The following is a 23,034-nucleotide window of genomic DNA, read 5'->3' as shown; positions in this document are numbered from 1 at the left end:
GACGCCTCACCCCCGGTGTGCCCCCGCCCCCGCCCCCAACGCGCCCCTCTGGGGGGTGATTCCCGACGGGACGGCTCGTTGGCGGGCCGGGGTTCCGGTCCAGCAGGTGCCTCGGCGGGAGAGGAGGCGGCGTAGCCACACCTCCAGGGAGACCAGGTCCGCCAGGCCGTCCAGGGGGAGGGGTTCGCCCTCTGCGGCGCCTCGCAGGGCCTTGCGGACGACTCTTGCCTCCACCAGACCCGCCTCCGCGAGCAGCGGAGTGTCGAACAGGGTCATCAGGGAGTCCACGGACACGCGCAGGCCCGTCCTCGACGCCGCGGTCGCCGACGCGTGGGACGGTGCGCCCCAGCCGGGAGGCAGCTCCGCGACACCGGCGCCTTCCAGGACCGTGCGGAGGATGGATGCCCGGGCGCCCGGCTGGACGCGCAGTGCTTCCGGGAGGGCTCGGCAGGCTCGTACCACCTGGTTGTCCAGGAAGGGCGTGTGCAGGCGCTGGAAGCGGATCTCCGCGGCCTGCTCCAGGACGCGTACGTCCGCCGCCTGGCGGGCCAGTGCCGCCCGCGCGCGGAAGTCCCCGGGGCGTTGGCCGGGGCCTACGCCGGCGCCCGCGCGGTCCGTCGCCCAGTTGAGGCGAACCGATACTTCAGCCAGCGCCTCACCGGTCAGCCAGCGCGCGGCCGGGCCGGGTCTGGCCCAGGTGAGCGCGGCCAGTGAGGCCCCCACCGCACCGCCGGGCTCGTCGAAACGGCGCTGCATCAGACGGTCGGCGAGGTTCTCGATGCCTGCCTTGTAGGGCGTACGGGCGAGCTTGCGGGCGGCGCCGTACACGCGCGCGGGGACCATCACCGAGCCGTCGGCCCTCGCGAGCGCCGCCACCGGGCGCACGAGGTGGCGCCGTTTGCGGTCCATCAGGAGGTCGGCGAGACGGGCGGGGTGGGCGTCCAGCACCTGCCGGGCGCCGTAGCCGGTGAAGTGGTCGGCGCTGCCCGAGGCCAGCCGGGCGCGGTGTCTGGCCGCCGTGACCAGGGACGGGCCCGGCTCGTCGGTCAGCGGGCCCTCCAGGTCCGCGTACGGGAGGACGTCCTCGCCGCCCGCCACCACCACGTGGTGCAGACGCGGGTTCGCCGCCAGGTTCCCCGCCCGCTCCAGTTCCGCCTCGCGCCCGCCCACCACCATGTCGTTGAACGTCACCGCCACGAGCCGCTCCCCCGCGCCCGTGCCGTGGCCGAGGACCGTCCCCGGCATTCCCGGCAGGCCCGCCGCCAGGAGCGCGAGCGTCCCCGAGGCCGGGCCGCCGGACAGATCCGCCCCTATCCCCGGTACGGGCATTCCGCGCGCGGCACGCCGTTCCGCCGGGCCCATGCCGGGCACGGGCCCGGGGTCCACGTCGGCGCCGGGCACATGACGGGGGGCGGACAGCCGGGCCCGCACCGCCTCCACCAGCGCGTCCCGTACGCCGTCCACCGCTCTGTCGGGGTCCACGGAGGCCGCCGCGACCGCGAGGGAGGCGACCGGCTCGTACCCGGCGATCTCCCGTGCCCCGGCGCGCAGGATCAGCGCATGCCCGGGCGGGATGCGCCGTACGCCGTCGTAGGGGGTCGAGTCGTGCAGTGCGGCCGGTACGTCGGGGGCCGCGAGGAGGGCGGCGAGGTGGCCGAAGTCGAGGTTGGCCTCGATGAGGTCGGCGAGCGGGAGGGCCGCCGTCGCGTAGGCGGTGCCGCCCGCCCAGGGGGTGTAGAACACCGGGCGTGCGCCCGCCAGATCGCCGCTGACCATGAGCCGGCGACCCACCTGGACGATCGCCGTGTAGCTGCCCGGCCAGGCCGTCAGATGGCGGAGTGCCCCTCCGCGGGCGGCGAACAGCGCGACCCGCAGCTGCTCGTCGGTGGCTCCGCAGGTGCCCAGGACCGCGATGCGGGTCTGCTCGTCGGCCCGTACGACGCGCACCTCGTCGGGGCGCCAGTCGCCGACCGCCCAGAGCGGATCGGGGTCTCCCCAGAGGAGTTGGGAGCCGACCGGGTGCACCGTCTCGCCGTCGTGGCCGGTCGCCCCAGCCGCATATCCGGCGCCGGACCCCGGCCCGGTTCCGTTCCCGGCACCGCCTGCCGCGTAACCGCCGGGTCCTGTCGCGTACTTGGCGGCCACAGCTGCGGTGCTGCTCCATCCCACCAACCACCGCATCGACGCCTCCACAGGCTGTGGACAACCAGTGCACCGTACGAACTCGGCACCATGCTGCCATGAAGGACGCGCCTGGGAGGGACGGCGGAGCCGCTCGTGCTCCCCGAAGTGCGCCCCTGCGAACTCCTGTGCACCCCCTGGAACATGCCCGCCCGATCCCGAACACACGCGCGGATCACGGGACTTCGGGGTTCGGAGCACGCCACTTCGGCGTTCGGATCAGGGGATCGCCGGACCCCTGCGGAAAGTTCACAACTCGTCGAGGACCCGTCGATCAGGGAGTTCGCGACCCGCCCACGCGCGACTGCGACCTGAATGCGCCCCCGTTACGCTCCCCCAAGACGCCCCACGCGCCCTCAACTTCCATGGTGGGAGGGGTAATCGGCCCGGCACAGCGGGGTCTGTTTTCGGCCAAGTTGGCGAAGCGGAGGCAGGCTCGCGCACGCTCCGTACAGGCTCTGCGGAGCGCAGTGCCCACGCACAGTCCGGGAGGCGGAGTTCGCCTCCCGGACCGGTCCGCCGCCCGCGGGGATGTAGGCGGCGGTGTCCCCCAGCCCACTGGATCCAGTACAGCGGGCCGACCCACGCAGAATCCATGGAAGCGCTCCCGCCATGGCCGGAGAAGAGCGCACGGACAGGCGCACGGCCACACAGCGGGGGCACGCCGCAACGGTGCGTACATCCCCAGAACTTCCGTACGGACCACAATCCCGCCAACCGGAACAATGCCCCTTAACGCTTGGGATGCGGCGAACTACGCTGGGTTTACGAATGCCGCATGGTTATGCCAGCGCGGCAGCCGTCTGTGTCGAGGGGTGGCGCATGTCCAGGGAGCAACGCGGGCCGAACGAAAAACTCGGCGCCGTTCTCGCCCTCGCGGGAATCAGCAACGCAGGACTCGCGCGTCGCGTCAACGACCTTGGCGCTCAACGCGGGTTGACTCTTCGCTACGACAAGACGTCGGTGGCGCGCTGGGTGTCGAAGGGCATGGTGCCGCAGGGTGCCGCGCCGCACCTCATCGCGGCCGCCATCGGCCAGAAGCTCGGCCGCCCGGTGCCGCTCCACGAGATCGGCCTGGCGGACGCGGACCCCGCGCCCGAAGTGGGCCTCGCCTTCCCCAGGGACGTCGGACAGGCCGTCCGCTCGGCCACCGACCTCTACCGCCTCGACCTCGCCGGCCGCCGCGCCGGCTCCGGCGGCATCTGGCAGTCGCTCGCCGGATCGTTCGCAGTGAGCGCATACGCAACGCCTGCCTCACGGTGGCTGATAACCCCGGCCGACAGCTCGGTGGCACGCGACGCGAACCCCTCCGAGGGCTCCGGGGCACCGCTGAAAGTCGGCCACAGCGATGTGCTGAAACTGCGGGAGGCCGCGGAGGACGCCAGGCGCTGGGACTCGAAGTACGGGGGCGGCGACTGGCGTTCGTCGATGGTGCCCGAGTGCTTAAGGGTGGAGGCGGCTCCCCTGCTGCTGGGGTCCTACTCGGACGAGGTGGGACGCGCGCTCTTCGGGGCGTCCGCCGAACTCACGCGCCTCGCCGGGTGGATGGCGTTCGACACCGGCCAGCAGGAGGCCGCGCAGCGGTACTACATCCAGGCGTTGCGGCTCGCACGGGCAGCGGCGGACGTGCCGCTGGGAGGGTACGTACTGGCCTCGATGTCGTTGCAGGCGACCTACCGGGGCTTCGGCGACGAGGGCGTCGACCTCGCCCAGGCCGCCCTGGAGCGCAACCGGGGCCTCGCGACGGCCCGCACGATGAGTTTCTTCCGGCTGGTCGAGGCACGGGCCCACGCACGCGCGAACGACGCCCACGCGGCCGGCGCGGCGCTGCGCTCCTCGGAGGGCTGGCTGGAGCGGGCCCGCGACGGCGACAACGACCCGTCCTGGCTCGGCTTCTACGGCTACGACCGGTTCGCCGCCGACGCCGCCGAGTGCTACCGCGATCTGAAGGCACCGCGCCAGGTCCGCCGTTTCACGGAACAGGCACTGTCGAAGCCGACGGAGGAGTTCGTGCGCTCGCACGGACTGCGGCTGGTCGTCTCGGCGGTCGCCGAGCTCGAGTCGGGCAATCTCGACGCGGCATGCGAGCAGGGCGTACGGGCGGTGGAGGTCGCGGGGCGCATCTCCTCGGCGCGCACCACCGAGTACGTGAAGGATCTTCTGCACCGGCTGGAGCCGTACGGCGACGAGCCCCGGGTGGTGGAGTTGCGGGAACGGGCCCGGCCGCTGTTGATGGCTCCGGCGTAGCGAACCCAACGCGTCCGAAGCGTGCCCGCTTCCTGCGTTTGAAGTGACTGTCAGTGGCGCAGTGCACTATCGAAAGCAGGAGGTGGAGCGCGGTGGAGCTGACGCGTGGGATCGCTTACGACTGTGACGTGCTGGTGATCGGTGGGGGGATCGTCGGTCTGTCGACGGCCTATGCGATCACGCGCGCCGCTCCGGGTACGCGGGTGACGGTGCTGGAGAAGGAGTCGGGACCGGCTCAGCACCAGACGGGACGCAACAGCGGGGTGATCCACAGCGGCATCTACTACCGGCCGGGCTCGCTCAAGGCCGAGTACGCGGTCCGGGGCGCCGCCGAGATGGTCAAGTTCTGCGCGGAGTACGGCATCGCGCACGCCGTCACCGGCAAACTGATCGTCGCGACGGACCGGGACGAGCTGCCCCGCCTGCACGCCCTCGTCCAGCGTGGCCGGGAGAACGGCATTCCGGTGCGTGAGCTGGGCCCCTCCCAGATCGGGGAGTACGAGCCCGAGGTCCAGGGACTCGCCGGCATACACGTGGGGACGACCGGCATCTGCGACTACGTGGCGGTCGCCCGGCAGCTGGCCGAGTCCTCCGGGGCGGAGATCCGGTACGGGGCCGAGGTCGTCCGGATCGACCGGCGGCCGGACCTCGGGGTGGCCGTGCGGACGGCGGGGCCGGGCGGCGGCGAGATCGTGCGGGGGCGCGTGCTGGTCAACTGCGCCGGGCTGTACTGCGACGAGGTGGCCCGGCTGACCGGCGACGACCCCGGGATGCGGATCGTGCCGTTCCGGGGCGAGTACTTCACGCTGGCGCGGCCCGAGCTGGTGCGGGGGCTGGTGTATCCGGTGCCGGATCCGGCGTTCCCGTTCCTCGGGGTGCATCTCACCCGGGGGATCGACGGGGGCGTCCACATCGGGCCCAACGCCGTGCCGGCGCTGGCCCGCGAGGGGTACGGGTGGGGGACCGTGCGGGTGCGGGAGCTGGGGGCGACGGTGGCGTGGCCCGGGTCGTGGCGGATAGCCGCGCGGCACTGGCGGTACGGAGGCGGGGAGCTGCGGCGCTCGGTGTCCAAGAAGGCGTTCGCGCGGGCGGTGCGGAGGCTGCTGCCCGTGGTGCAGGACGGGGATCTGGTGCCCGCGGCGGCGGGGGTCAGGGCGCAGGCGGTGCTGCGGGACGGGACGCTGGTGGACGACTTCCTGATCCGCGAAGGGGCGAGGGCGGTGCATGTCCTGAACGCGCCGTCGCCGGCGGCGACCGCCTCGCTGCCGATCGGGCGGGAAGTGGCCCGGCGGGCGTTGGCTGTGCTGGGTGGGTGATGCGCGGGTCGTCCCGGGCTGAAGGTGCCGGCCGGCACCGAAGGTCCGCGGCGGTAAAATCGGTCCCACTGTGTCTGACTCCATTGGCTCCGCCTCCTCCCCCGACCCGACACCCTCGCCCGTCCGGCCCAAGGGTGCCCCCAGGTTTCCCGGTGGGCCGCAGGCCGATCCCGCCGGGTCGCACTTCGAGCGGCGGATCAGGAGCTTCCAGCCCCGGCGCAGCCGGGTCACCGCCGGACAGGGTGACGCCCTGCGGCGGCTGTGGCCCAAGTGGGGCCTCGACATCGACGGCCGGGCACTCCGCCTCGGCGAGCTGTTCGGGGACGACCGGCCCGTCGTACTCGAGATCGGCTTCGGGATGGGCGAGGCCACCGCGAGGATGGCTGCCGACGATCCCCGTACCAACATCCTCGCCGTCGACGTGCACACCCCGGGCCAGGGCAATCTGCTCAACCTCGCCGACCAGCGGGGACTGACCAACATCCGCGTCGCCAACGGTGACGCCATCATCCTGCTCCGCGAGATGCTCACCCCCGACTCCCTCGACGGCCTGCGCGTCTACTTCCCCGACCCCTGGCCCAAGAAGCGGCACCACAAGAGACGGCTGATTCAGGCCGAGTTCCTCGATCTGGTCGCCGACCGGCTGCGCCCCGGCGGACACGTCCACTGCGCGACCGACTGGGAGCCGTACGCAGAGCAGATGCTCGATGTGCTGAGCACGCACCCGGAGTTCGAGAACACCCAGCCCGGGGGCGGTTACGCGCCCCGTCCGGAGTTCCGCCCGCTGACCCGTTTCGAGGGCCAGGGACTGGAGAAGGGTCACGTCGTGAACGACCTGTTGTTCCGCCGCGTACAGCACTCGTAGAGAGCACGCTCGGAGCGCTCGTAGAACACCACATGACCTCCCGCATCGTCGCGGGCCGCGTCCCTCCCTCGTTAGGGTCAATGCCGTGGCCACCTTTCCCCCGTACCCGACGCAGCCCAGCGGCCCCACCGACGGTCCCGTCGGCGGGGCGCTGCGGCACGCTCACTGGTGGCAGCGGCCATGGGTGCGGTACGGCGCCCTCATCAGCCTGCTCACGCTCTCCGGGCTCGTCATCCTCGCCCTGGTCCGCGAACAGACCGGCACCGAGGGGTTCCTGGTCGGGCTCGGGCTCGCCGTACTGCCCGTGCCGTTGCTGGTCGCCGCGTTCCGCTGGCTGGACCGGGTCGAGCCGGGGCCCTGGCGGAACCTGCTCTTCGCCTTCGCCTGGGGTGCCTGCGCGGCGGCCCTGATAGCGATCGTCGCCAACAGCTTCGCGACCAGATGGATAGCGACGGCCACCGCCGACCCGTCGAGCGCGGACACCCTCGGCGCGACCGTCATAGCGCCGATCGTCGAGGAGTCCGCCAAGGCGGCCGCCGTACTGCTCATCTACCTCTTCCGGCGGCGCGACTTCACCGGGATCGTCGACGGGGTCGTCATCGCCGGGGTCACCGCGACCGGCTTCGCCTTCACCGAGAACATCCTCTATCTCGGCACCGCCTTCGGCACCGACCAGCTCACCGGGGACAGCGGTATCGCCTCGGTCACCGCGGCGACCTTCTTCGTGCGGATCGTCATGTCGCCGTTCGCGCACCCCCTGTTCACGGTCCTCACCGGTATCGGTTTCGGGATCTCCGCGCTGTCGGGCGAACGCCGGCACGTCCGCCGGGTGCTGCTGCCGCTGTCCGGACTGCTGCTCGCGATGAGCATGCACGCCTTCTGGAACGGCTCGTCGACCTTCGGGGACTACGGCTTCTTCGCGGTGTACGCCGCGTTCATGGTCCCCGCGTTCGGGCTGCTGACCTGGCTGGTCATCTGGACCCGGCAACGCGAACTGCGTACCGTGCGCGCCGAGCTGCCTGCGTACGCGATGGCCGGCTGGCTGGCCCCGGCCGAGCCGCACGCCCTCGGCTCGATGCGCGCCCGCCGTCTGGCCCGGGAGTACGCCCGGCGTCATCTGGGCAGGCCCGCGGCGCGCGAGGTCGCGCAGTACGAGGCGTACGCCACCTCACTCGCGTTCCTGCGCCACCGGGGGCGCCTCGGCCGGGCGGGCGCCGACTTCGTCGTCCGGGAGCAGGAGCTGCTGGGCGAGCTGTGGCAGCGCAGGGCGGTGGCCCGCCCGGCCCTGGACCACGCGGCACGCGCCGTCGCGCCGGCCCCGGCTCCCGTCCCGCCGTTCACCGCCTGGCCGCCGTACGGCCGACAGGGGTACGGACCGACGACGCCGTACCCCTCGTACAGCCATGTCCACGGCCACGGCCACAGCTACGACCCCGCCCCCGGCCACGGCCACAACCGCCCCGCCTACGACCCGTACCCGGCCTACAACCCGTACCGCTCGTAACCCGTCAACGCACTCGGCAGGGGCTCACGCCGAAGCCGCCGTGAGACTCGCGACCTCCGCCTCCGTCAGTTCCAGTTCCGCGACCGCGAGCAGCGGCGGCAGCTGGTCCACCGTGCGGGCGGACGCGATCGGGGCCGCCACCGTCGGCCGGGCGGCGAGCCAGGCCAGGGCGACCGTGGCGACCTCCGCTCCCCGTGCCGTGGCGACGGCGTCCAGCGCGGCCAGGACCTTCCGGCCCCGCTCCGACTCCAGGTGCTGGGCGGCGCCCTGCGCACGCGGGCTGTCGACCGCCGTACCGGCGCGGTACTTGCCGGTGAGGAAGCCGGAGGCCAGGGCGTAGTACGGGACGGCGGCGAGGCCGGTGCGGGAGGCGATGTCGCGCCGTGGACCCTCGTACGTGTCGCGTGAGACCAGGTTGTAGTGGGGCTGGATGGCCACGTACTTGGCCAGGCCCTCGCGGTCGGAGAGGTCCAGGGAGTCCTGGAGCCGCTCGGGCGAGATGTTGGAGGCGGCGATGTACCGCACCTTGCCCGCGGTCACCAGTTCGTCGAGGGCGCCGATGATCTCCTCGACGGGCACCTCGGGCTGGTCGAAGTGCGTGAAGTAGAGGTCGATGTGGTCGGTGCCGAGGCGGCGCAGGGAGGCGTCGGCGGCGGCCTTGATGTTGGCGCCGGAGAGGCCGGGATACTCGGGGTGCTGGCTGACCTTCGTGGCGACGACGATGTCCTCGCGGTTGCCGCGCGCCCTGAGCCAGTTACCGATGATGGTCTCGGACTCGCCGCCCTTGTTGCCGCCGACCCAGGCCGAGTAGGAGTCGGCGGTGTCGAGGAAGTTGCCGCCTGCCGCGGCATACGCGTCGAGCACCTCGAAGGATTGCGCCTCGTCGGCGGTCCAGCCGAAGACGTTGCCGCCGAGGGCGAGCGGGAAGACCTCTAGGTCCGATGATCCGAGCTTGCGAAGAGCAGTCATGCTCGTCGTCAACGCCCGCCGCGGAGGCCCTGATTCCGGCCGGTTCACGAAGTTCGTGTGAACGACGGAACGACCGGTGGTCCTGGCGTCGGGAACTGACCGCCAGGACCACCGGGAAGAGACCGGGGAAGGAGTCTCCTACGGGTTCAGGCCCATGCTCCGCAGCCACGCCATCGGGTCGATGCCGGCGCTGTCCGAGCTGCTGGTGTGCACCTCCATGTGGAGGTGGGCCCCGGTGACGTTGCCGGTGGCGCCGACGCGGCCGATGACGTCACCCGTGTTGACCTTCTGGCCGACGCTGACGTTGATCGACGACTGGTGGGCGTACCAGATCTCGGTGCCGTCCTCCAGGGTGAGGATCGTGCGGTAGCCGTACGAGCCGCTCCAGCCCGCCTCGGTGATCGTGCCGGTGTGCACCGCCTTGAGCGGGGTACCGGTGGGAGCGGCGAAGTCGAGGCCGGTGTGGTAGCCGGAGGACCACAGCGAGCCGGCCTGGCCGAACGTCGAGGTGATCGTGTACGAGGAGGTCGGCAGCGTGTACTGCTTGGCGAGCTCGGCCAGACGCGCGGCCTCCAGCTTCGCCTTCGCGGCGTCCGCGACCTTCTTCTTCTCGGCGGCGACCTTGGCCGCGGCCTCGCGCTTCACCTTGGCGGCCTCGGCGGCTGCCTTCTTCGCGGCGGCGTCCTGGGCGGCCTGCTGGACCTTGGCCTCGGCCTGGTCCTTCTGCTGCTCGGCCTGGAGGATGATGCGGGCGCGCAGGGCCTCGCCCGCGTCGCTGGTGCCCTGCTGGGTCTCCTCGGAGGTCACGCCGACGCTGCTGAGCGCGGTGGCGGAGCCCTTGGGCTCGGCGTCCGAGTCGTCGTTGGAGAAGGGCGAGCCGACCGAGGGCAGGTCGGGGATGGAGATGGAGACCGGCGGCTTGCCGGTCTGCGCGGTGGCCATGCCGGCCCCGCCGACAGCGGCTATGACGCCGACGCCGAGAACGGTGGAGCTGCGGGCGAGTCCGCCTCCGCCGCGCTGCTTGCCGACGCGGTGCCGGCCGCGAACCGGACGAGTGGTGTCCGCGCTGGGATTCCACTCCTCCCAGGGGCCCTCGTCGGTGCGGCGGCTACCGAAGCCGAAGGTCGGGATCTTCCCGTCCTCGGTCTCGCTGCTGCGCTGACTCGGCACGAAGGGGGCTACTGGGGCAGCCGGGTTTGACGCCACGTGGGCGTGCTCCTTTCCTTCCTTCTCGCCTACCGGGTTAGCTGACGGGTTCGGAGCAGGAAGGTCTCCTACGCGCGTATACCTGCCGTGTTGCCACGGAGGCGGACGAGCGATTCACCCCAAGGTGATGGTTCCCCGGTTCCCTTGCGGGATTAGGCACTTGCGCACGGAGCCGACTCTTGTGACGGCTGGGACTACCGCGCTGCGTTATCGAACGTTAATAGACCCGGCCACCTGATTCCAAGCTGTTCCCGTTGATCGTTAATCCTTTTCCCGAGGACTTTCTGGGTCACCACCGGTGAAAATCGGGCGAGTTGACCATGCCGTAAGTGACTCCCGAGTATTGACGGTATGTCAGTTCTTATGCGGAGAGAGAGCACTCACTCACCCTTGGTGACAACCGATGAAAACTGATGAGAACTGATGTCAGAAACGACGTCAGGGTCGTCGTACGGCGAGCAGCGCCATGTCGTCCGTGGTCCCGCCGCCCGAGTGCCGGCGCACCTCGTCCGCGAGGGTGGCGAGCAGAGTGGCCGGGGCGCGGAAGACACGGCCCGTGAGCCGGGCGGCCGGGTCGAAGAAGGCGCCGTGCTCGTCGCGGGCCTCGGACAGCCCGTCGGTGTGCAGGAGCAGCGTCGCGCCGACGGGGAAGGAGGCGTCCTCCGCACGGTCGGGCCAGCTGCCGAGGTCGCCCATGCCGAGCGGCAACGCGGGTTCGGCCGGGTCGAGGGTGCGCAGGGTGCCGTCGGCGGCGAGAAGCAGGGGCGGGGGGTGGCCGCGGTTGAGGATGCGTACGATCCCGTCGCCGTGCGGGAGTTCGGCGAGGACCGCGGTGGTGAAACCCTCGGCGGCCTCCAGCCCGTCGCGCCGGGCGCCCTCGCGCGCGAGGGCCCGCTCCAGCCGCTGGGCGACCGCTTCCAGGGTCGCCTCCTGTTCGGCGGCCTCCCGGAACGCCCCGATGACGACGGCGACGGCCGCCACCGCCCCCATCCCCTTGCCCCGCACGTCCCCGAGGACGACCCGCACGCCGTACGCGGTGTCCTGCACGGCGTACAGGTCGCCGCCGATGAACGCGCCCTCATGGGCGGCCTCGTACCGGGCGGCGATCTCGAACGAGCCGATGCGCGCCTCAGGTTCGGGCAGTACGGCGCGCTGCACGGCCTCGGCGATCTCGCGGGCCGAGGCGAGGCGCCGGTCGCCCCGGCGCACCATCCGGTTGATGACGACGGCCAGGACGGCGACCGTGGCCACGGTGACCGTCTCGGTGATCGAGTCGGCGTCCGCGCTGGACCCGAAGCGGAGGTGCACGACGTACTGGGCGAGGAGGGCTGCGGCGGCGGTGACCGCCGTGGTGCGCAGCGAGGAGAGCGGGGCGGCGATGAGCGGGGCGGCCGTGAAGAAGGGGATGGCGGTGAAGTGACGCGGGGTGGCGTAGTCGTACACGATCCCGCCGAAGATCAGGAGCGCGGGCAGGACGCGGACGAGGGTCCGCACCCGTGAGATGGCCTTTTCCTCCGGCTCGCCCGCTGCCGGGTCCAGAAGGTGTCCCGACCGTCCCACTTGTCTCGTCTCCCGCCGGATCACCGCGGCCCGTCCGTCCCGTCCAGGTTTCCGGGGACGGGTGCGGCGGGCGAGTCCGGTGGACCGACCGGGCTAAAAACGACTCAGGGGCCGGAAACCAGTTTCCTGGTTTCCGGCCCCTGAGCCTTTAGTAGCGGGGACAGGATTTGAACCTGCGACCTCTGGGTTATGAGCCCAGCGAGCTACCGAGCTGCTCCACCCCGCGCCGTTGAATGCAACTATACGCCATCTGCGGGACCTCGATCACCACGTTTGGTTCGGCGGGCTCCCGGGCGCGGGCGTCAGCCGGGCAGGTGGGCGTTGGGAGCCTTGGCGCGCTGCTCGTACTCGGGGAGTACGACGACCTCGACGCCCTCCCCCGTGAGCAGCCCGTTCCCGTCCGCCGCCACCACGAAGGTGTCCGGCTCGCGCCAGGCGGTCACCACCCGGCGTACGCCCGCGTCGAGGATCAGCCGGGCGCAGGGTGCCGGGCGGGACGCGCGCCGCGCACAGGGCTCCAGGCTGCTGTAGACGGTGGCCGTCGGAAGCCGGGGGTCGGCCGGGTCGAGCTTGGCGAGCGCCGCCTCCTCCGCGTGCACGACCGGGTCGCCGCCCTCCCGTGAGTGCCCGCGCGCCAGTTCCGTACCGTCGGCGGCGACCACCACCGCCCCGACACTGAACGCCGTGCTCGACGGCGGACACCGTTCCGCCAGCTCGCACGCCAGTGCCAGCCAGTGCCGGTCGGCGGCGGAGACGAGCGGGCCGGCGCCGGGGGCGGTGGGCTCGTACCGCATGAGGACGACGTCCTCGATGCGTCGTGTCTCCGTGAGCCGGAGCCGGCCGCCCTGGTAGGCGCCGGGGCCGAAGAGGCGGGGGGCGTCGGGGTCGCCGACGAAGAGGGGCGCGAGGACGAGCTGGAGTTCGTCGGCGAGGTGCCGCTGGAGGAGCTGGGTGTGGACGGTGCCGCCGCCCTCGACCATGAGGCGCTGTACGCCCCGCACGTCGTGGAGGTGTTCGAGGAGGGTCCGCCAGTCGAGGGTGCCCGGGCCCAGGGAGACGATGTCCACGCCGGCGCCCAGCTCCGCCCGCCGGGCCTGCTCGGCGCCCTTGTCCGTCGTGTAGACGAGCTTCTCGCCGCCCGTGTGCCAGAAGTTGGCGGCCGGGTCCAGCTCGCCCGATCCGCTCACCGTCACCTTGAGCGGGTACTCGGGTTTTCCGGCCGCCAGCCGCGCGGCCCGCCGCTCGGGCGAGTTGACCAGGAGCCGCGGGTTGTCGGCACGGATGGTGCCGGCGCCGATGAGGATCGCGTCACTGGAAGCCCGTACCTCGTCGACCCGGTCGAAGTCGGCGGGGCTGGAGAGCAGCAGCCGCTCGGGGCCGGTGTCGTCCAGATAACCGTCGAGGGAGACGGCGGCGGACAACAGGACGTACGGGAGGGGCATGGGGGCACTCTCTTCCGGCGACGCTTGCGTGGGCGGGCTCGACCGACCCGACTTGGTTCAAGTTTTAAACAAACCTACACTGGTCGCATGACGACCCGCTGGCTCACCCCCGAGGAGCAGCGCGCGTGGCGCGCGTACGTCGGGGCCTCCCTGCTCCTGGAGGACGCGCTCGACCGGCAGCTCCAGCAGGACGCCGGGATGCCGCACCTCTATTACACGATCCTGGCCTACCTCTCCGAGACGCCCGAGCGGCGGCTGCGGATGACCGATCTCGCCGAGAAGCTGAAGATCACACGCAGTCGGCTGACGTACGCCGTGGCACGACTGGAGAAGGACGGCCACGTACGGCGCGAGGCCTGCAAGTGGGACAAGCGGGGCACCGTCGCCGCGCTGACCGACGAGGGCATGGCGGTGCTGGAGCGCACCGCGCCCGGGCATGTCGCCACGGTCCGTGCCGCCCTCTTCGACCATCTGACTCCCGAGCAGGTGGGCCAGCTGGAGGAGATCGGCAGGCGGATCGAGCAGGCGCTCCAGGGGGACGGGACGGAGTCGGCGCCGGAGGGTCTGCCGTGGCTGCGCAGGTCGTCGACCTCGTGCAACGCCGGCGAAGCGGGCGAGGCCGGCGCATGAGCCGACACGGAGAGTCGACCCGCATTTCGTTGCTTTAACTTTGAAGCATGAGGTAGGGTCACCACTTGAGTGAAGATCTGCTTCAAAACTGAAGCAGATCCGAGCAGAAGCAGATCCGAGGATCGATCAGACCGACCCGGGAGACCCGCATGCCCGACTTCCCCACCGCCACCCAGCGCTCCCGTGTCCGTGTGCCGCTGCGCTTCCACGACGGCTACAGCGTCGACACCGAACTGGTCACCTTCCACGGCCTGGCCGACGGTCAGGAGCACGTGGCGATGGTCCTCGGCGAACCGGCGCCCGGCACCACCCCGCTGGTCCGGCTGCACTCCGAGTGCCTCACGGGCGACGTCTTCGGCTCGGCCCGCTGCGACTGCGGCCCCCAGCTGCGCGAGGCCGTCGAACGCATAGCCGAGCACGGCGGCGTCCTGCTCTACCTCCGCCAGGAGGGCCGGGGCATCGGCCTCTACAACAAGCTCGACGCGTACGCCCTCCAGGACGACGGCCTCGACACCTACGCCGCGAACGCCGCGCTGGGCCTCCCGGAGGACGCCCGCGACTACACGGCGGCGGCCCAGATGCTCCAGGCCCTGGGGATCACCTCGGTGGACCTGCTCTCCAACAACCCGGACAAGGCCAACCAGCTCCGGGCCCTGGGCACGGACGTCCACGACCGCGTTCCGACGGGCGTGTTCACCACCCCGGCGAACGTCCGCTACCTCCGCGCGAAGGTCCTGCAGACCCAGCACACGCTGCCGCTGGGCGAGCTGGGCGGCATCGGCGGGCACACGGGCCTCACGGAGCTGAGCGTCGGCTGACGGCGTCCGCCACGGCTGTCACGAGGGGTGACGAGCGGCTGACGTCGGGACAAGGCGACACACGCGGCCCACACGGTGCAGGACAGGACCCCCGAGCCGGTGCGCGCCAAGGCCGCCGCGACTACCGGGCAGGTCCACGAAAAGGCCGTCCACGTCGCTGAACTGGAAACGGCTCGCGCACGAGGACGAGGCCCCTGACGCCACGGACGAGTCCCGCAGCTGGCGCGAGGTGCTCGGGGCAGCCGTCGTACAGGGCGCGATCTTCGCCGGAGTCAAGGCCGCTGTCGACCGCGGCGGCGCGACCGCCGTCAGGCGTCTGACGGGTACCTGGCCGGGCTGAGCCCCGGTGCTGAGACTCGGTTGGACGCGTACAGACGACTGGGCCGCGCGGCGTTCGCCGCGCGGCCCAGGACGTTCACCGTGAAAGATCAGGCGGTGGTGATGTTCTCCGCCTGGGGGCCCTTCTGGCCCTGGACGACGTCGAACGTCACGGCCTGGCCCTCCTGGAGCTCACGGAAGCCCGAGGAGTTGATCGCGGAGTAGTGCGCGAAGACGTCCGGACCGCCGCCGTCCTGGGCGATGAAGCCGAAGCCCTTCTCCGCGTTGAACCACTTCACAGTTCCACTTGCCACAGTCATGCCTTCCAGTCGATGAACGTCTGCCCCTTCATGGGGCAGACGGAGGTGATCGCCCTGGTCCCTGCGGCACAGCACAGCAAAGCGCCCACACCAAAGGCGTGGGCAAGGGGAAATCCGAACCACGACAGCTCACACAGACGCTACCCGTCCGCACCCGCCATCACCACAGAAAACGCCGCTCAGTATTCCGGCCATGCTCGTGGGTGATGGCCCGCCGACCCGGCGGGCACGCTCACTTCAGGTCGTAGCCGACGGTTTGGACGATTTGTCGGCGCGACGGTACTCGGCGTTGATGCGCTGGGCTTCTTCGAGCTGGTCCTCAAGGATGATGATCCGGCAGGCGGCGTCGATCGGGGTGCCTCGGTCGACGAGCTCACGCGCCCGCGCCGCGATGCGCAGTTGGTAACGGGAATAGCGGCGGTGTCCGCCCTCGGAGCGCAACGGTGTGATCAGTCGTGCTTCGCCGAGGGCCCGGAGGAAGCCGGGAGTGGTACCGAGCATCTCGGCGGCCCGGCCCATCGTGTAGGCGGGGTAGTCGTCGTCGTCAAGACGTCCCAGCGACTCGTCTGCTGTCATCTCACCTCTCTTTTGGAACGCGTCGAGGGGCCTTGGCGCCATACCGGCACCAAGGCCCCGAAGGAACTGCAAACACCATCTGCCGGCCCTACTGCTGCACCGGCCTACTTTTTCCGCACTGCCGTCCGACAACGCCGACGGGGGCGCGGGGATCGCTGATTTACGACCGGAGACCACCTACCTATCGATGTCCTGCGGTACCCGGACTCAGACTCCGCCCGGGCGATCCTGATGGCGCTCGACTCCTCCGTTCTTTCCCTCTGGACCAACAACCTATCGAACAGGAACTGCCACTACTGGTACTGCCAACTGCTGGTACTGCCACCGCGTCAACCGCGGTCCTGCTCACCGCTCATGGCGGCCCCTGATCACTGCGGGCCACCCGGTCCGGTCGTCAGCCCCGTCGCCGTCCTGCACAACGCTGGCTTCGGAGCTCCACCACCGCACCGTCCTACGTGTACCGCCGCCCGGCAGTTCGTGTCTGCCGGGCCTCGCTGATCTCGTCTACGAGAGAAACAATAATGATCCGAGCCACCAATGTCTACTCCGGCAAGCATAGATTTTGGTGGGCTCGACGATGAGGTAATCCTCCTGGGCCGGTCTGTCGACGGTGCCCGTCCCGACGGGTGACACCACCGCCCCGGCCGCCCGGACGTGCCGTTGCATAGAATCCGGTGCCATGCCGAAGCCTGACGACCTGATCGTCGACATCGCCGCCCTTGTGGAATCCGGGCGGAGCAACCAGATGTCCCTGACCGTGGTCACCGGTGGTGCTGTCATCACCGGTCGACTGGCACCCGAGGCCGTGTGGCGGCAGAGAGTGTCGGAGGTCCTGACGGACTCCGCCCAGCTGGGCGACTTCTCCGCCGTCTTCGAAGCCCCCGCCAAGAGGGACGGGCCGCCCACACACCTGCACTTCCACGTTGCCCGCATCCTGCAGGGCACGGTGGGGATCCCGGAGACGGGCGGGATGTACCGCATCGCCATCGAGGACGTCAGCGCCTGGACCGTGGGCGATTTCCGCTACTCGGACTGACCCACCGACCGCCGACACACCGCCGCGCCCCGAGCGGCACAGCACGCGACTGAGGGCCCTACCGGCATGTGCCGGTAGGGCCCTCAGTCGCTTGTCCGGCTCGCGCCGGCCGGGTCGGTCAGACGGACACCGGGGTGCCGAGCAGCGCCGAGGCCCGCTCGAACGGGTTCTCCGTAGGAACCGGCTCGGCCGGAGCAAGGGTGCCGCAGGTGAAGCCGAGCCGGGTCATGGCCCGCACCACTTCGCCCGCGCTGAAATCACGGGGGTCCTGGCGGGTGACGACCTGGCCGACCTGCTTCACGGGGTAGCGGCGCCGTCCGACGATCACGGACTCACCGGTGACCGGCTCGGGCTTGATGCCCTTCATCGACTCCAGCACACCGCTCTTGGTCAGGTCGAACGGGAAGCGTGCGATGACACAGCGCATGATGCCTCACAGGGAGAAGGAGAGACGGAGTACGGGGAGAAGCGGAGACGGGAAGGCGAGCGGACGGCGACACGGTGCCGGCCACCGTGAAGCGGTTCAGCCCGCCAGGCCGAGGACGGCCGGGCCACCGCCGTGTTCGACGGAGGGCCCGGCGCTGTCGGTGATGTCGCTCAGGCGGATGCGGTCCGTGTAGCCGTGGCTGTCCCGGACGGCGGCGAGCCGGGCCCGGGTCACCAGGCCCACGTACTGGCCGTCCTCGTCGCGCAGGACCAGATGCCCCGTCCCGGCGGCGGCCGTGACGGACAGCGCCACCTCCACGGTCATGTCGTGCCAGACCTGAGGTCCGGTCATGTCCGTGGCGTCGGCCGTCGTGCTGTGCACGGGGTCGGCGGTTGTCGGGCGGGGCTGCATCTGGACCAGCGGCAAAGAGTGCCTCCTGCGGAGTTGGGACGGCTTCCTGAGCAAGAAGGTGCTACGCCGCCGCAGCGACGTTGGGCCGACGGGCGGGCGCGCGACCCGCCGCCGAGGCCGGACGGCGGCGGCCACGTGAAGTGGAGCCGCTGCCACGCTTCTTGGGGCGCTCGACCACCGGCGCCTTGATGACGACCGGGATGCCCGAGGGGGTCTGGGCGCCGGTGATGCGGTGCAGGGCCTCTTCGCCGGTGCGGACCTGGGTGGTCTGCGGGACGATGCCGGCCGCTGCCATCAGGCGGGTCATGTCACGGCGCTGGTTCGGGGTGACCAGGGTGACGACACTGCCGGACTCACCGGCACGGGCGGTCCTGCCGCCACGGTGGAGGTAGTCCTTGTGGTCGGTCGGCGGGTCGACGTTGACGACGAGGTCGAGGTTGTCGACGTGGATGCCGCGCGCCGCGACGTTGGTCGCCACCAGCACGTTGACATGCCCGCTCTTGAACTGCGTCAGCGTGCGGGTGCGCTGGGGCTGCGACTTCCCGCCGTGCAGCGCGGCGGCTCGGACCCCGCTGTTGAGCAGCTGCTCGGTGAGGCGGTCGACGGCGTGCTTGGTGTCGAGGAACATGATCACGCGACCGTCGCGGGCGGCGATCTCGACGGTGGCCGAGTGCTTGTCGGCGCCGTGGACGTGCAGCACGTGGTGCTCCATCGTCGTGACCGCGCCGGCCGAGGGGTCGACGGAGTGCACGACCGGGTCGCTGAGGTAGCGGCGCACGAGCAGGTCGACGTTGCGGTCGAGGGTCGCGGAGAACAGCATGCGCTGCCCCCCGGGACGGACCTGGTCGAGCAGGGCGGTGACCTGCGGCATGAAGCCCATGTCGGCCATCTGGTCGGCCTCGTCGAGGACGGTGATGGCGACCTGGTCCAGCCGGCAGTCGCCGCGGTCGATGAGGTCCTTGAGGCGTCCGGGGGTGGCGACGACGATCTCGGCACCGCCGCGCAGCGCGCTGGCCTGCCTGCCGATCGGCATCCCGCCCACCACCGTGGCGAGCCTCAGCCGTACGGCGCGGGCGTACGGGGTGAGCGCGTCGGTGACCTGCTGCGCGAGCTCACGCGTCGGTACGAGGACCAGGCCCAGCGGCTGCTTGGCCTCGGCGCGCTGCCCGACCGTACGGGCCAGCAGCGCCAGCCCGAAGGCGAGGGTCTTGCCGGAGCCGGTGCGCCCGCGGCCCAGTACGTCCCGGCCGGCGAGGGAGTTCGGCAGGGTCGCGCCCTGGATCGGGAAGGGCACGGTCACGCCCTGCGTGCCGAGCGCGGCCAGCAACTCCTTGGGCATGTCCAGATCGGCGAAGCCCTCAACAGCGGGAAGCGCGGGGGTGATCGTCTCGGGGAGAGCGAACTCACCCTGGACCGCGGCGGGCCGACGGCCGTAGCCGCCACCACCGCCGGAACGCCCCTGCCCGCCGGAGCGGCCCTGCCCACCGGACCGGCCGGCGGTCGACGAACCGGATCGGCCACCACTCCGTCCAGCGGCGGCACCGCCGTTGCGGGTGCGGGAGAAACGGTCGTTCGTACGTGTGCGGTTCATGCGGAACCTTCCTCGATGCGGCTCACATCTAGGAATTTCCGCAGCGAAGAGCGGCGCGGAGAATTGCAAGAATGGGCCGAAAGAATGCGAAAGCGAATCTGGCCGGCAGTGAATTCACGCGGGCTCAGGCAATGAATTGTGGTGACTCGAACGGAGCGGCTTCCGGGGCATTCAAAACGCCCACGGACTCCTCGAATCCGTCGTCTCACAGATGAAGCGGGTGAAGCAGATGAAACCACTGCGAAAAATGCATGCAGCTGGGGCCCGCACCCCGAGGGATGCGGGACCCAGCTGCACAGTACGCGTCAGCGTCAGACAAGAACGATGTTCTCGGCCGTCGGGCCCTTCTGGCCCTGCGCGATGTCGAAGTTGACCTTCTGGCCTTCGAGCAGCTCGCGGAAGCCCTGGGCGGAGATGTTCGAGTAGTGGGCGAACACGTCAGGGCCGCCACCATCCTGCTCGATGAATCCGAAACCCTTTTCCGCGTTGAACCACTTCACGGTACCAGCAGCCATGTCATATCTCCTTCAGGGGCAGTGCTACGGGTCCACACAGCGCGGACTCCGTGTCGCCGCGATGATTACCCCGTCCGGAAAAGACCGGAATTAAAACTTCGGGAACCACAACTGCAACTTAGATCGACAGTAGCACACTGCGACGGCCGACGAGCGTTGAATAACTCTCAGCTATTTATTGCGGCAAATAACCTGCCCGTGCGTTCCGTCAATATCTCAGCTTGCGGATACAGATATTGGGGCGTGTCCGACGGAGGGCCTGTCCCGCGGGCCGCACTGCCGGCCGGCGGTCGGCCGCACGGCCCGCCGTCAGCCACGGAAGCCACCGATCCGCTTCCATCGGAACCTCACCACCCCGAAAACGCACAGCGCCCGACACTCGTACGCCGTGCCGACAACCGCGCCCACCTGCTGCGGACGCTCCCGCAGGCCGCCGAGCAGGCCACCCGCCCCGTCATGCGGTACCGGTGCCGCTACCGGGTTCCGTCCCGGCGGAACCAGCGGCGCCGCACGTCCGCCAGGCCGGGACCCGCACACTCCCAGGGCCCACCGCAGCGCATGCCTTCGTCGTACCCGGTACCCGTTCGTGTCACAGCAGGGTGACTCCGCCCACACAGCCCCCGCACGCGAACCATGATGCTCCCCCGACTCGCACACCGTCCCTGGGGGAACCAGCATGCGCACCCGGACCGTCGCAGCCGCACTCACCGCCGCAGCACTGCTCACGCTCACCGCCTGCGCGAGCACCGACAACACCGGCCCCGGCAAGCCGGACACCTCGTCCCAGGACACCGACGACCGCACGAAACAGGACACCACCCCCACCGAAACCAGCCCGGAAACACCTGACAGCACCTCCGAAGCGGCCCCTGAAGCGGCAACGCTGCCCGACCTCGTCGGCCAGGACCTCCAGGCCGCCCAGGACGAGGCGCAAGCCGCCGGCTTCTACGTCCTCGACGACCAGGACGCCAGTGGCCAGAACCGCTTGCAGGTCTTCGACCGCAACTGGACGGTCTGCAGCCAGGACCCCGAGCCCGGCACGCACCCCACGGACACGCCCGTGACCCTGTACGCCGTCAAGGACGACGAGACCTGCTGACGCCCCGGGCATCCGGGGATCGCGACTCGGCGATGTCCCGGGGCCCGTACGCGTAACCCCATCGTCAACGGGCTTGGGTGTCCTCTATATGCGCCCGTTGGCCCCCGCACGGTCACAGTCACGCGCGCCTGGTCACGACACGGACACACCCGGCCACGCTCCCATCCCTCGCCAAGCATGATGCCCACCTCGACACGCACGTCCAGGGGGGACCATGCGCACAACAACAACCACCACCATCACCTTCACCGTCGCTCTGCTGCTGGCCACAGCCACGGCCTGTTCCGGGAGCGGCGACGCCGAGAAGCAGGTGGCGAAGCCCAGCACCACGGCGACCACGAAGACCTCGAAGGAGAGCACCGCAGCGGAGCCGAGCGCGAGACGTGAGGCGCCCCGCGCGCTCGGAGAACCGTTCAGCTTCACGACCGACGGAGCGACGATGGTGATGACCGTGCTCTCGTACGAGCAGGGGCGGTTCCACCCGCGGCAGTCCGCCGACAAGGAGTTCGGCACGACCGGGTACACGTGGGCGGCCGTCGAGATCAAGGCGTGCCTGAAGAACGGCGTCGGCGCGGTGACCCGCTACCCGTGGGCCCTCGCCTACGCGGACGGAGCGCGGATCAAGCCGAGCGGCGTGACGTACGGCGACTTCCCGAAGCCGGAGTATCCCTACGCAGCGACCGTGAAGCCCGGCACCTGTGTGCGGGGCAAGACCGTTTTCGCGGTGCCGGCGAAGCAACGGCCCGAGCGCGTGCTGTACACCTCGACGACGCTGAGGACTCCGGCGGAGTGGTCGGTCCCGAAGACGTGACCGGACGCCCCTCGTGTGCAACCGGGTTCAGGGTGACGTCCTCGCGTCCGTCGTCCGAGCACCGGCCGAGCCAACGACCACCCAACCCCCGGAAACGACGAAAGCCCCAGCTCGGATCCACTCCGAACTGGGGCTTACCCGTAGACCCTGTGGGACTCGAACCCACAACCAATGGATTAAAAGTCCTGGCCAGAGCATGACGGGTGGTTCCGGATGCTCTCTTGGTGTCCGAAACCGCCTGGCCAAGAGGACTTCGCCATGCATCGGGGTTCGGTGCCTGACGGCTCCTGCCGGACCGTCCGCTCACGCATCGCTCACGCAGAGCGCCCCACCTGAACTGCACGGAAGACCCCGGACGGGCCACGCTTGCGGATCAACCCAAGATCACAAAAAGCAGGCTCGACCCTGCAGACACCGGCCCGTTCGACGGGCAGCCTGGGTGTATCGGCTCAGACTCGTTCCTGTGGCGCGGATCTTCAAGATCAGTAAGTGCATCAACTCTGATGCTGCTCCGCGCCCTCACGGCGGCGAGTCTTGTACGCGGTGCCTCAAAGGGGCTCGGCTCGTTGGGTTCAGCCGCGTGTCCATCTGATCTCGTGGGTGAAGCCGAGGGTGATCACGAAATATACCCAGCGGGGTAAGGACTTCGCGGTGCGAGGCGGAGAGGCTGGTGCCCGAGGTGGGGAACAGTCGATGAGCGGGCTCACGGTGGAAGTCGAAGTCGTCACTGCCATCTGTGCTGCGCGCGTTCTGATTCGCCAACTCCGAGGGCTGTTGGTGGACATCGGTAACGCAATCCGCGCCTGGCGCTCCGTGCGCGACATCTTGCGGGACGAGCAGGACGAACACCAGGGCTGACCTCGGCGCTCGCTCCGACTTGGCGGCGGGCGCTCGGCAGCAGAGACCGCTGTCACCGCTGGGCTGGATCTCTGCGGCCGGCCTGGTGGCGAAGGAACGCGGCGTTCCGTTCGGAACGGAGCCGAGGTTCCGAGTCGGCGCGCTCCGTTTCGGAACAGCCGCAGGTGCTGGTCAGCTCTGAACAGCACCTGCTGATCATTTGCTCCGCGTCTCCGTCTGCAGCGAGTGACCGCGCACGGTCATCAAGGGTGTGCAGACGACGGCGACACCTCAGACTCATCCCAAGGATCACTGGGACGCTTCAGGAAACGGGTGAGAGCGCCGCGGAGCAATC

The 23,034-nt window shown here is 70.4% G+C and carries 21 protein-coding genes, 1 tRNA gene, 1 pseudogene and 1 riboswitch; of the genes and pseudogenes, 11 read left to right on the top strand and 12 right to left on the bottom strand.

What is annotated here, in order from left to right; genetic code table 11:
* Positions 1-6: 6 nt before the first annotated feature.
* Complete coding sequence (locus OHN74_RS23095) at positions 7-2,181, bottom strand: asparagine synthase-related protein (protein ID WP_327696450.1); 2,175 nt, start codon at positions 2,179-2,181, stop codon at positions 7-9.
* An 822-nt stretch (positions 2,182-3,003) separates the two neighbouring features.
* Here OHN74_RS23095 and OHN74_RS23090 point away from each other — a divergent pair.
* From OHN74_RS23090 to OHN74_RS23075, 4 genes are all read left to right on the top strand, one after another.
* On the top strand, positions 3,004-4,428 hold the full coding sequence (locus OHN74_RS23090; RefSeq protein WP_327696449.1) for an MFS transporter: 1,425 nt from the start codon (positions 3,004-3,006) through the stop codon (positions 4,426-4,428).
* A gap of 92 nt (positions 4,429-4,520) precedes the next feature.
* Complete coding sequence (gene lhgO / locus OHN74_RS23085) at positions 4,521-5,744, top strand: L-2-hydroxyglutarate oxidase (protein WP_327696448.1); 1,224 nt, start codon at positions 4,521-4,523, stop codon at positions 5,742-5,744.
* A 70-nt stretch (positions 5,745-5,814) separates the two neighbouring features.
* Positions 5,815-6,609, top strand: a complete 795-nt coding sequence (gene trmB / locus OHN74_RS23080) for a tRNA (guanosine(46)-N7)-methyltransferase TrmB (RefSeq protein WP_327696447.1) — start codon at positions 5,815-5,817, stop codon at positions 6,607-6,609.
* Positions 6,610-6,694: 85 nt separating this feature from the next.
* Positions 6,695-8,113 carry a PrsW family intramembrane metalloprotease gene (locus OHN74_RS23075; RefSeq protein WP_327696446.1) on the top strand — a complete coding sequence of 473 codons (1,419 nt, stop codon included), beginning with the start codon at positions 6,695-6,697 and terminating at the stop codon, positions 8,111-8,113.
* Between the two features lie 24 nt (positions 8,114-8,137).
* Here OHN74_RS23075 and OHN74_RS23070 read toward each other — a convergent pair whose 3' ends face one another.
* The 5 genes from OHN74_RS23070 to OHN74_RS23050 all read right to left on the bottom strand — a co-directional run bounded on the left by OHN74_RS23070 (position 8,138) and on the right by OHN74_RS23050 (position 13,290).
* On the bottom strand, positions 8,138-9,082 hold the full coding sequence (locus OHN74_RS23070) for an aldo/keto reductase (protein ID WP_327696445.1): 945 nt from the start codon (positions 9,080-9,082) through the stop codon (positions 8,138-8,140).
* Positions 9,083-9,220: 138 nt separating this feature from the next.
* Positions 9,221-10,288 carry a M23 family metallopeptidase gene (locus tag OHN74_RS23065; protein ID WP_327696444.1) on the bottom strand — a complete coding sequence of 356 codons (1,068 nt, stop codon included), beginning with the start codon at positions 10,286-10,288 and terminating at the stop codon, positions 9,221-9,223.
* Positions 10,289-10,299: 11 nt separating this feature from the next.
* A riboswitch (cyclic di-AMP (ydaO/yuaA leader) is annotated at positions 10,300-10,457 on the bottom strand.
* Between the two features lie 269 nt (positions 10,458-10,726).
* Complete coding sequence (locus OHN74_RS23060) at positions 10,727-11,848, bottom strand: PP2C family protein-serine/threonine phosphatase (RefSeq protein ID WP_443060431.1); 1,122 nt, start codon at positions 11,846-11,848, stop codon at positions 10,727-10,729.
* A gap of 152 nt (positions 11,849-12,000) precedes the next feature.
* Positions 12,001-12,074, bottom strand: a tRNA-Met gene (locus tag OHN74_RS23055).
* A gap of 76 nt (positions 12,075-12,150) precedes the next feature.
* Positions 12,151-13,290, bottom strand: coding sequence for a dihydrofolate reductase family protein (locus OHN74_RS23050; RefSeq protein WP_327696443.1), 1,140 nt, complete (start codon positions 13,288-13,290; stop codon positions 12,151-12,153).
* Between the two features lie 87 nt (positions 13,291-13,377).
* On the opposite strand from OHN74_RS23050, the gene OHN74_RS23045 reads away from it, so the two are divergent.
* The 3 genes and pseudogenes from OHN74_RS23045 to OHN74_RS23035 all read left to right on the top strand — a co-directional run.
* Complete coding sequence (locus OHN74_RS23045; protein ID WP_327696441.1) at positions 13,378-13,920, top strand: MarR family winged helix-turn-helix transcriptional regulator; 543 nt, start codon at positions 13,378-13,380, stop codon at positions 13,918-13,920.
* A 149-nt stretch (positions 13,921-14,069) separates the two neighbouring features.
* Positions 14,070-14,738, top strand: coding sequence for a GTP cyclohydrolase II (locus OHN74_RS23040; RefSeq protein WP_327696440.1), 669 nt, complete (start codon positions 14,070-14,072; stop codon positions 14,736-14,738).
* Between the two features lie 163 nt (positions 14,739-14,901).
* Positions 14,902-15,078: pseudogene (locus tag OHN74_RS23035) on the top strand (DUF4235 domain-containing protein); the annotation flags it as partial.
* 88 nt (positions 15,079-15,166) lie between these two features.
* On the opposite strand, the gene OHN74_RS23030 reads toward OHN74_RS23035, so the two are convergent.
* Together OHN74_RS23030 and OHN74_RS23025 are read right to left on the bottom strand one after the other, a co-directional pair.
* Positions 15,167-15,370, bottom strand: coding sequence for a cold-shock protein (locus OHN74_RS23030; protein WP_067022489.1), 204 nt, complete (start codon positions 15,368-15,370; stop codon positions 15,167-15,169).
* A gap of 243 nt (positions 15,371-15,613) precedes the next feature.
* Positions 15,614-15,952, bottom strand: a complete 339-nt coding sequence (locus tag OHN74_RS23025; protein WP_327696439.1) for a helix-turn-helix domain-containing protein — start codon at positions 15,950-15,952, stop codon at positions 15,614-15,616.
* Between the two features lie 679 nt (positions 15,953-16,631).
* Between OHN74_RS23025 and OHN74_RS23020 the strand changes: the two genes are divergently transcribed.
* On the top strand, positions 16,632-16,988 hold the full coding sequence (locus tag OHN74_RS23020; RefSeq protein WP_327696438.1) for a hypothetical protein: 357 nt from the start codon (positions 16,632-16,634) through the stop codon (positions 16,986-16,988).
* 118 nt (positions 16,989-17,106) lie between these two features.
* On the opposite strand, the gene OHN74_RS23015 is transcribed toward OHN74_RS23020, so the two are convergent.
* The 4 genes from OHN74_RS23015 to OHN74_RS23000 all read right to left on the bottom strand — a co-directional run bounded on the left by OHN74_RS23015 (position 17,107) and on the right by OHN74_RS23000 (position 19,932).
* Entirely contained in the window at positions 17,107-17,415 is a 309-nt protein-coding gene (locus OHN74_RS23015; protein WP_327696437.1) for an SCO5918 family protein, read from the bottom strand.
* Between the two features lie 96 nt (positions 17,416-17,511).
* Positions 17,512-17,841: a CBS domain-containing protein gene (locus OHN74_RS23010; RefSeq protein ID WP_327696435.1), complete on the bottom strand. Its 330-nt coding sequence runs from the start codon at positions 17,839-17,841 to the stop codon at positions 17,512-17,514.
* 46 nt (positions 17,842-17,887) lie between these two features.
* The gene (locus OHN74_RS23005; RefSeq protein ID WP_327696434.1) at positions 17,888-19,417 is read right to left on the bottom strand and encodes a DEAD/DEAH box helicase; all 1,530 of its coding nucleotides are present in this window, start codon (positions 19,415-19,417) and stop codon (positions 17,888-17,890) included.
* 311 nt (positions 19,418-19,728) lie between these two features.
* The gene (locus tag OHN74_RS23000) at positions 19,729-19,932 is read right to left on the bottom strand and encodes a cold-shock protein (protein WP_164320284.1); all 204 of its coding nucleotides are present in this window, start codon (positions 19,930-19,932) and stop codon (positions 19,729-19,731) included.
* Positions 19,933-20,608: 676 nt separating this feature from the next.
* Between OHN74_RS23000 and OHN74_RS22995 the strand changes: the two genes are divergently transcribed.
* The 3 genes from OHN74_RS22995 to OHN74_RS22985 all read left to right on the top strand — a co-directional run bounded on the left by OHN74_RS22995 (position 20,609) and on the right by OHN74_RS22985 (position 22,700).
* Positions 20,609-21,031: a PASTA domain-containing protein gene (locus OHN74_RS22995; RefSeq protein ID WP_327696433.1), complete on the top strand. Its 423-nt coding sequence runs from the start codon at positions 20,609-20,611 to the stop codon at positions 21,029-21,031.
* A gap of 214 nt (positions 21,032-21,245) precedes the next feature.
* Complete coding sequence (locus OHN74_RS22990) at positions 21,246-21,842, top strand: hypothetical protein (RefSeq protein ID WP_327696432.1); 597 nt, start codon at positions 21,246-21,248, stop codon at positions 21,840-21,842.
* A gap of 693 nt (positions 21,843-22,535) precedes the next feature.
* Positions 22,536-22,700, top strand: a complete 165-nt coding sequence (locus tag OHN74_RS22985; protein ID WP_327696431.1) for a hypothetical protein — start codon at positions 22,536-22,538, stop codon at positions 22,698-22,700.
* Positions 22,701-23,034 lie beyond the last annotated feature (334 nt).

This window comes from Streptomyces sp. NBC_00459, from assembly GCF_036013955.1.
GTDB lineage: Bacteria > Actinomycetota > Actinomycetes > Streptomycetales > Streptomycetaceae > Streptomyces.
The sequence above is the reverse complement of the archived record's forward strand: the minus strand, read 5'-3'. Positions and strand labels throughout refer to the sequence as shown.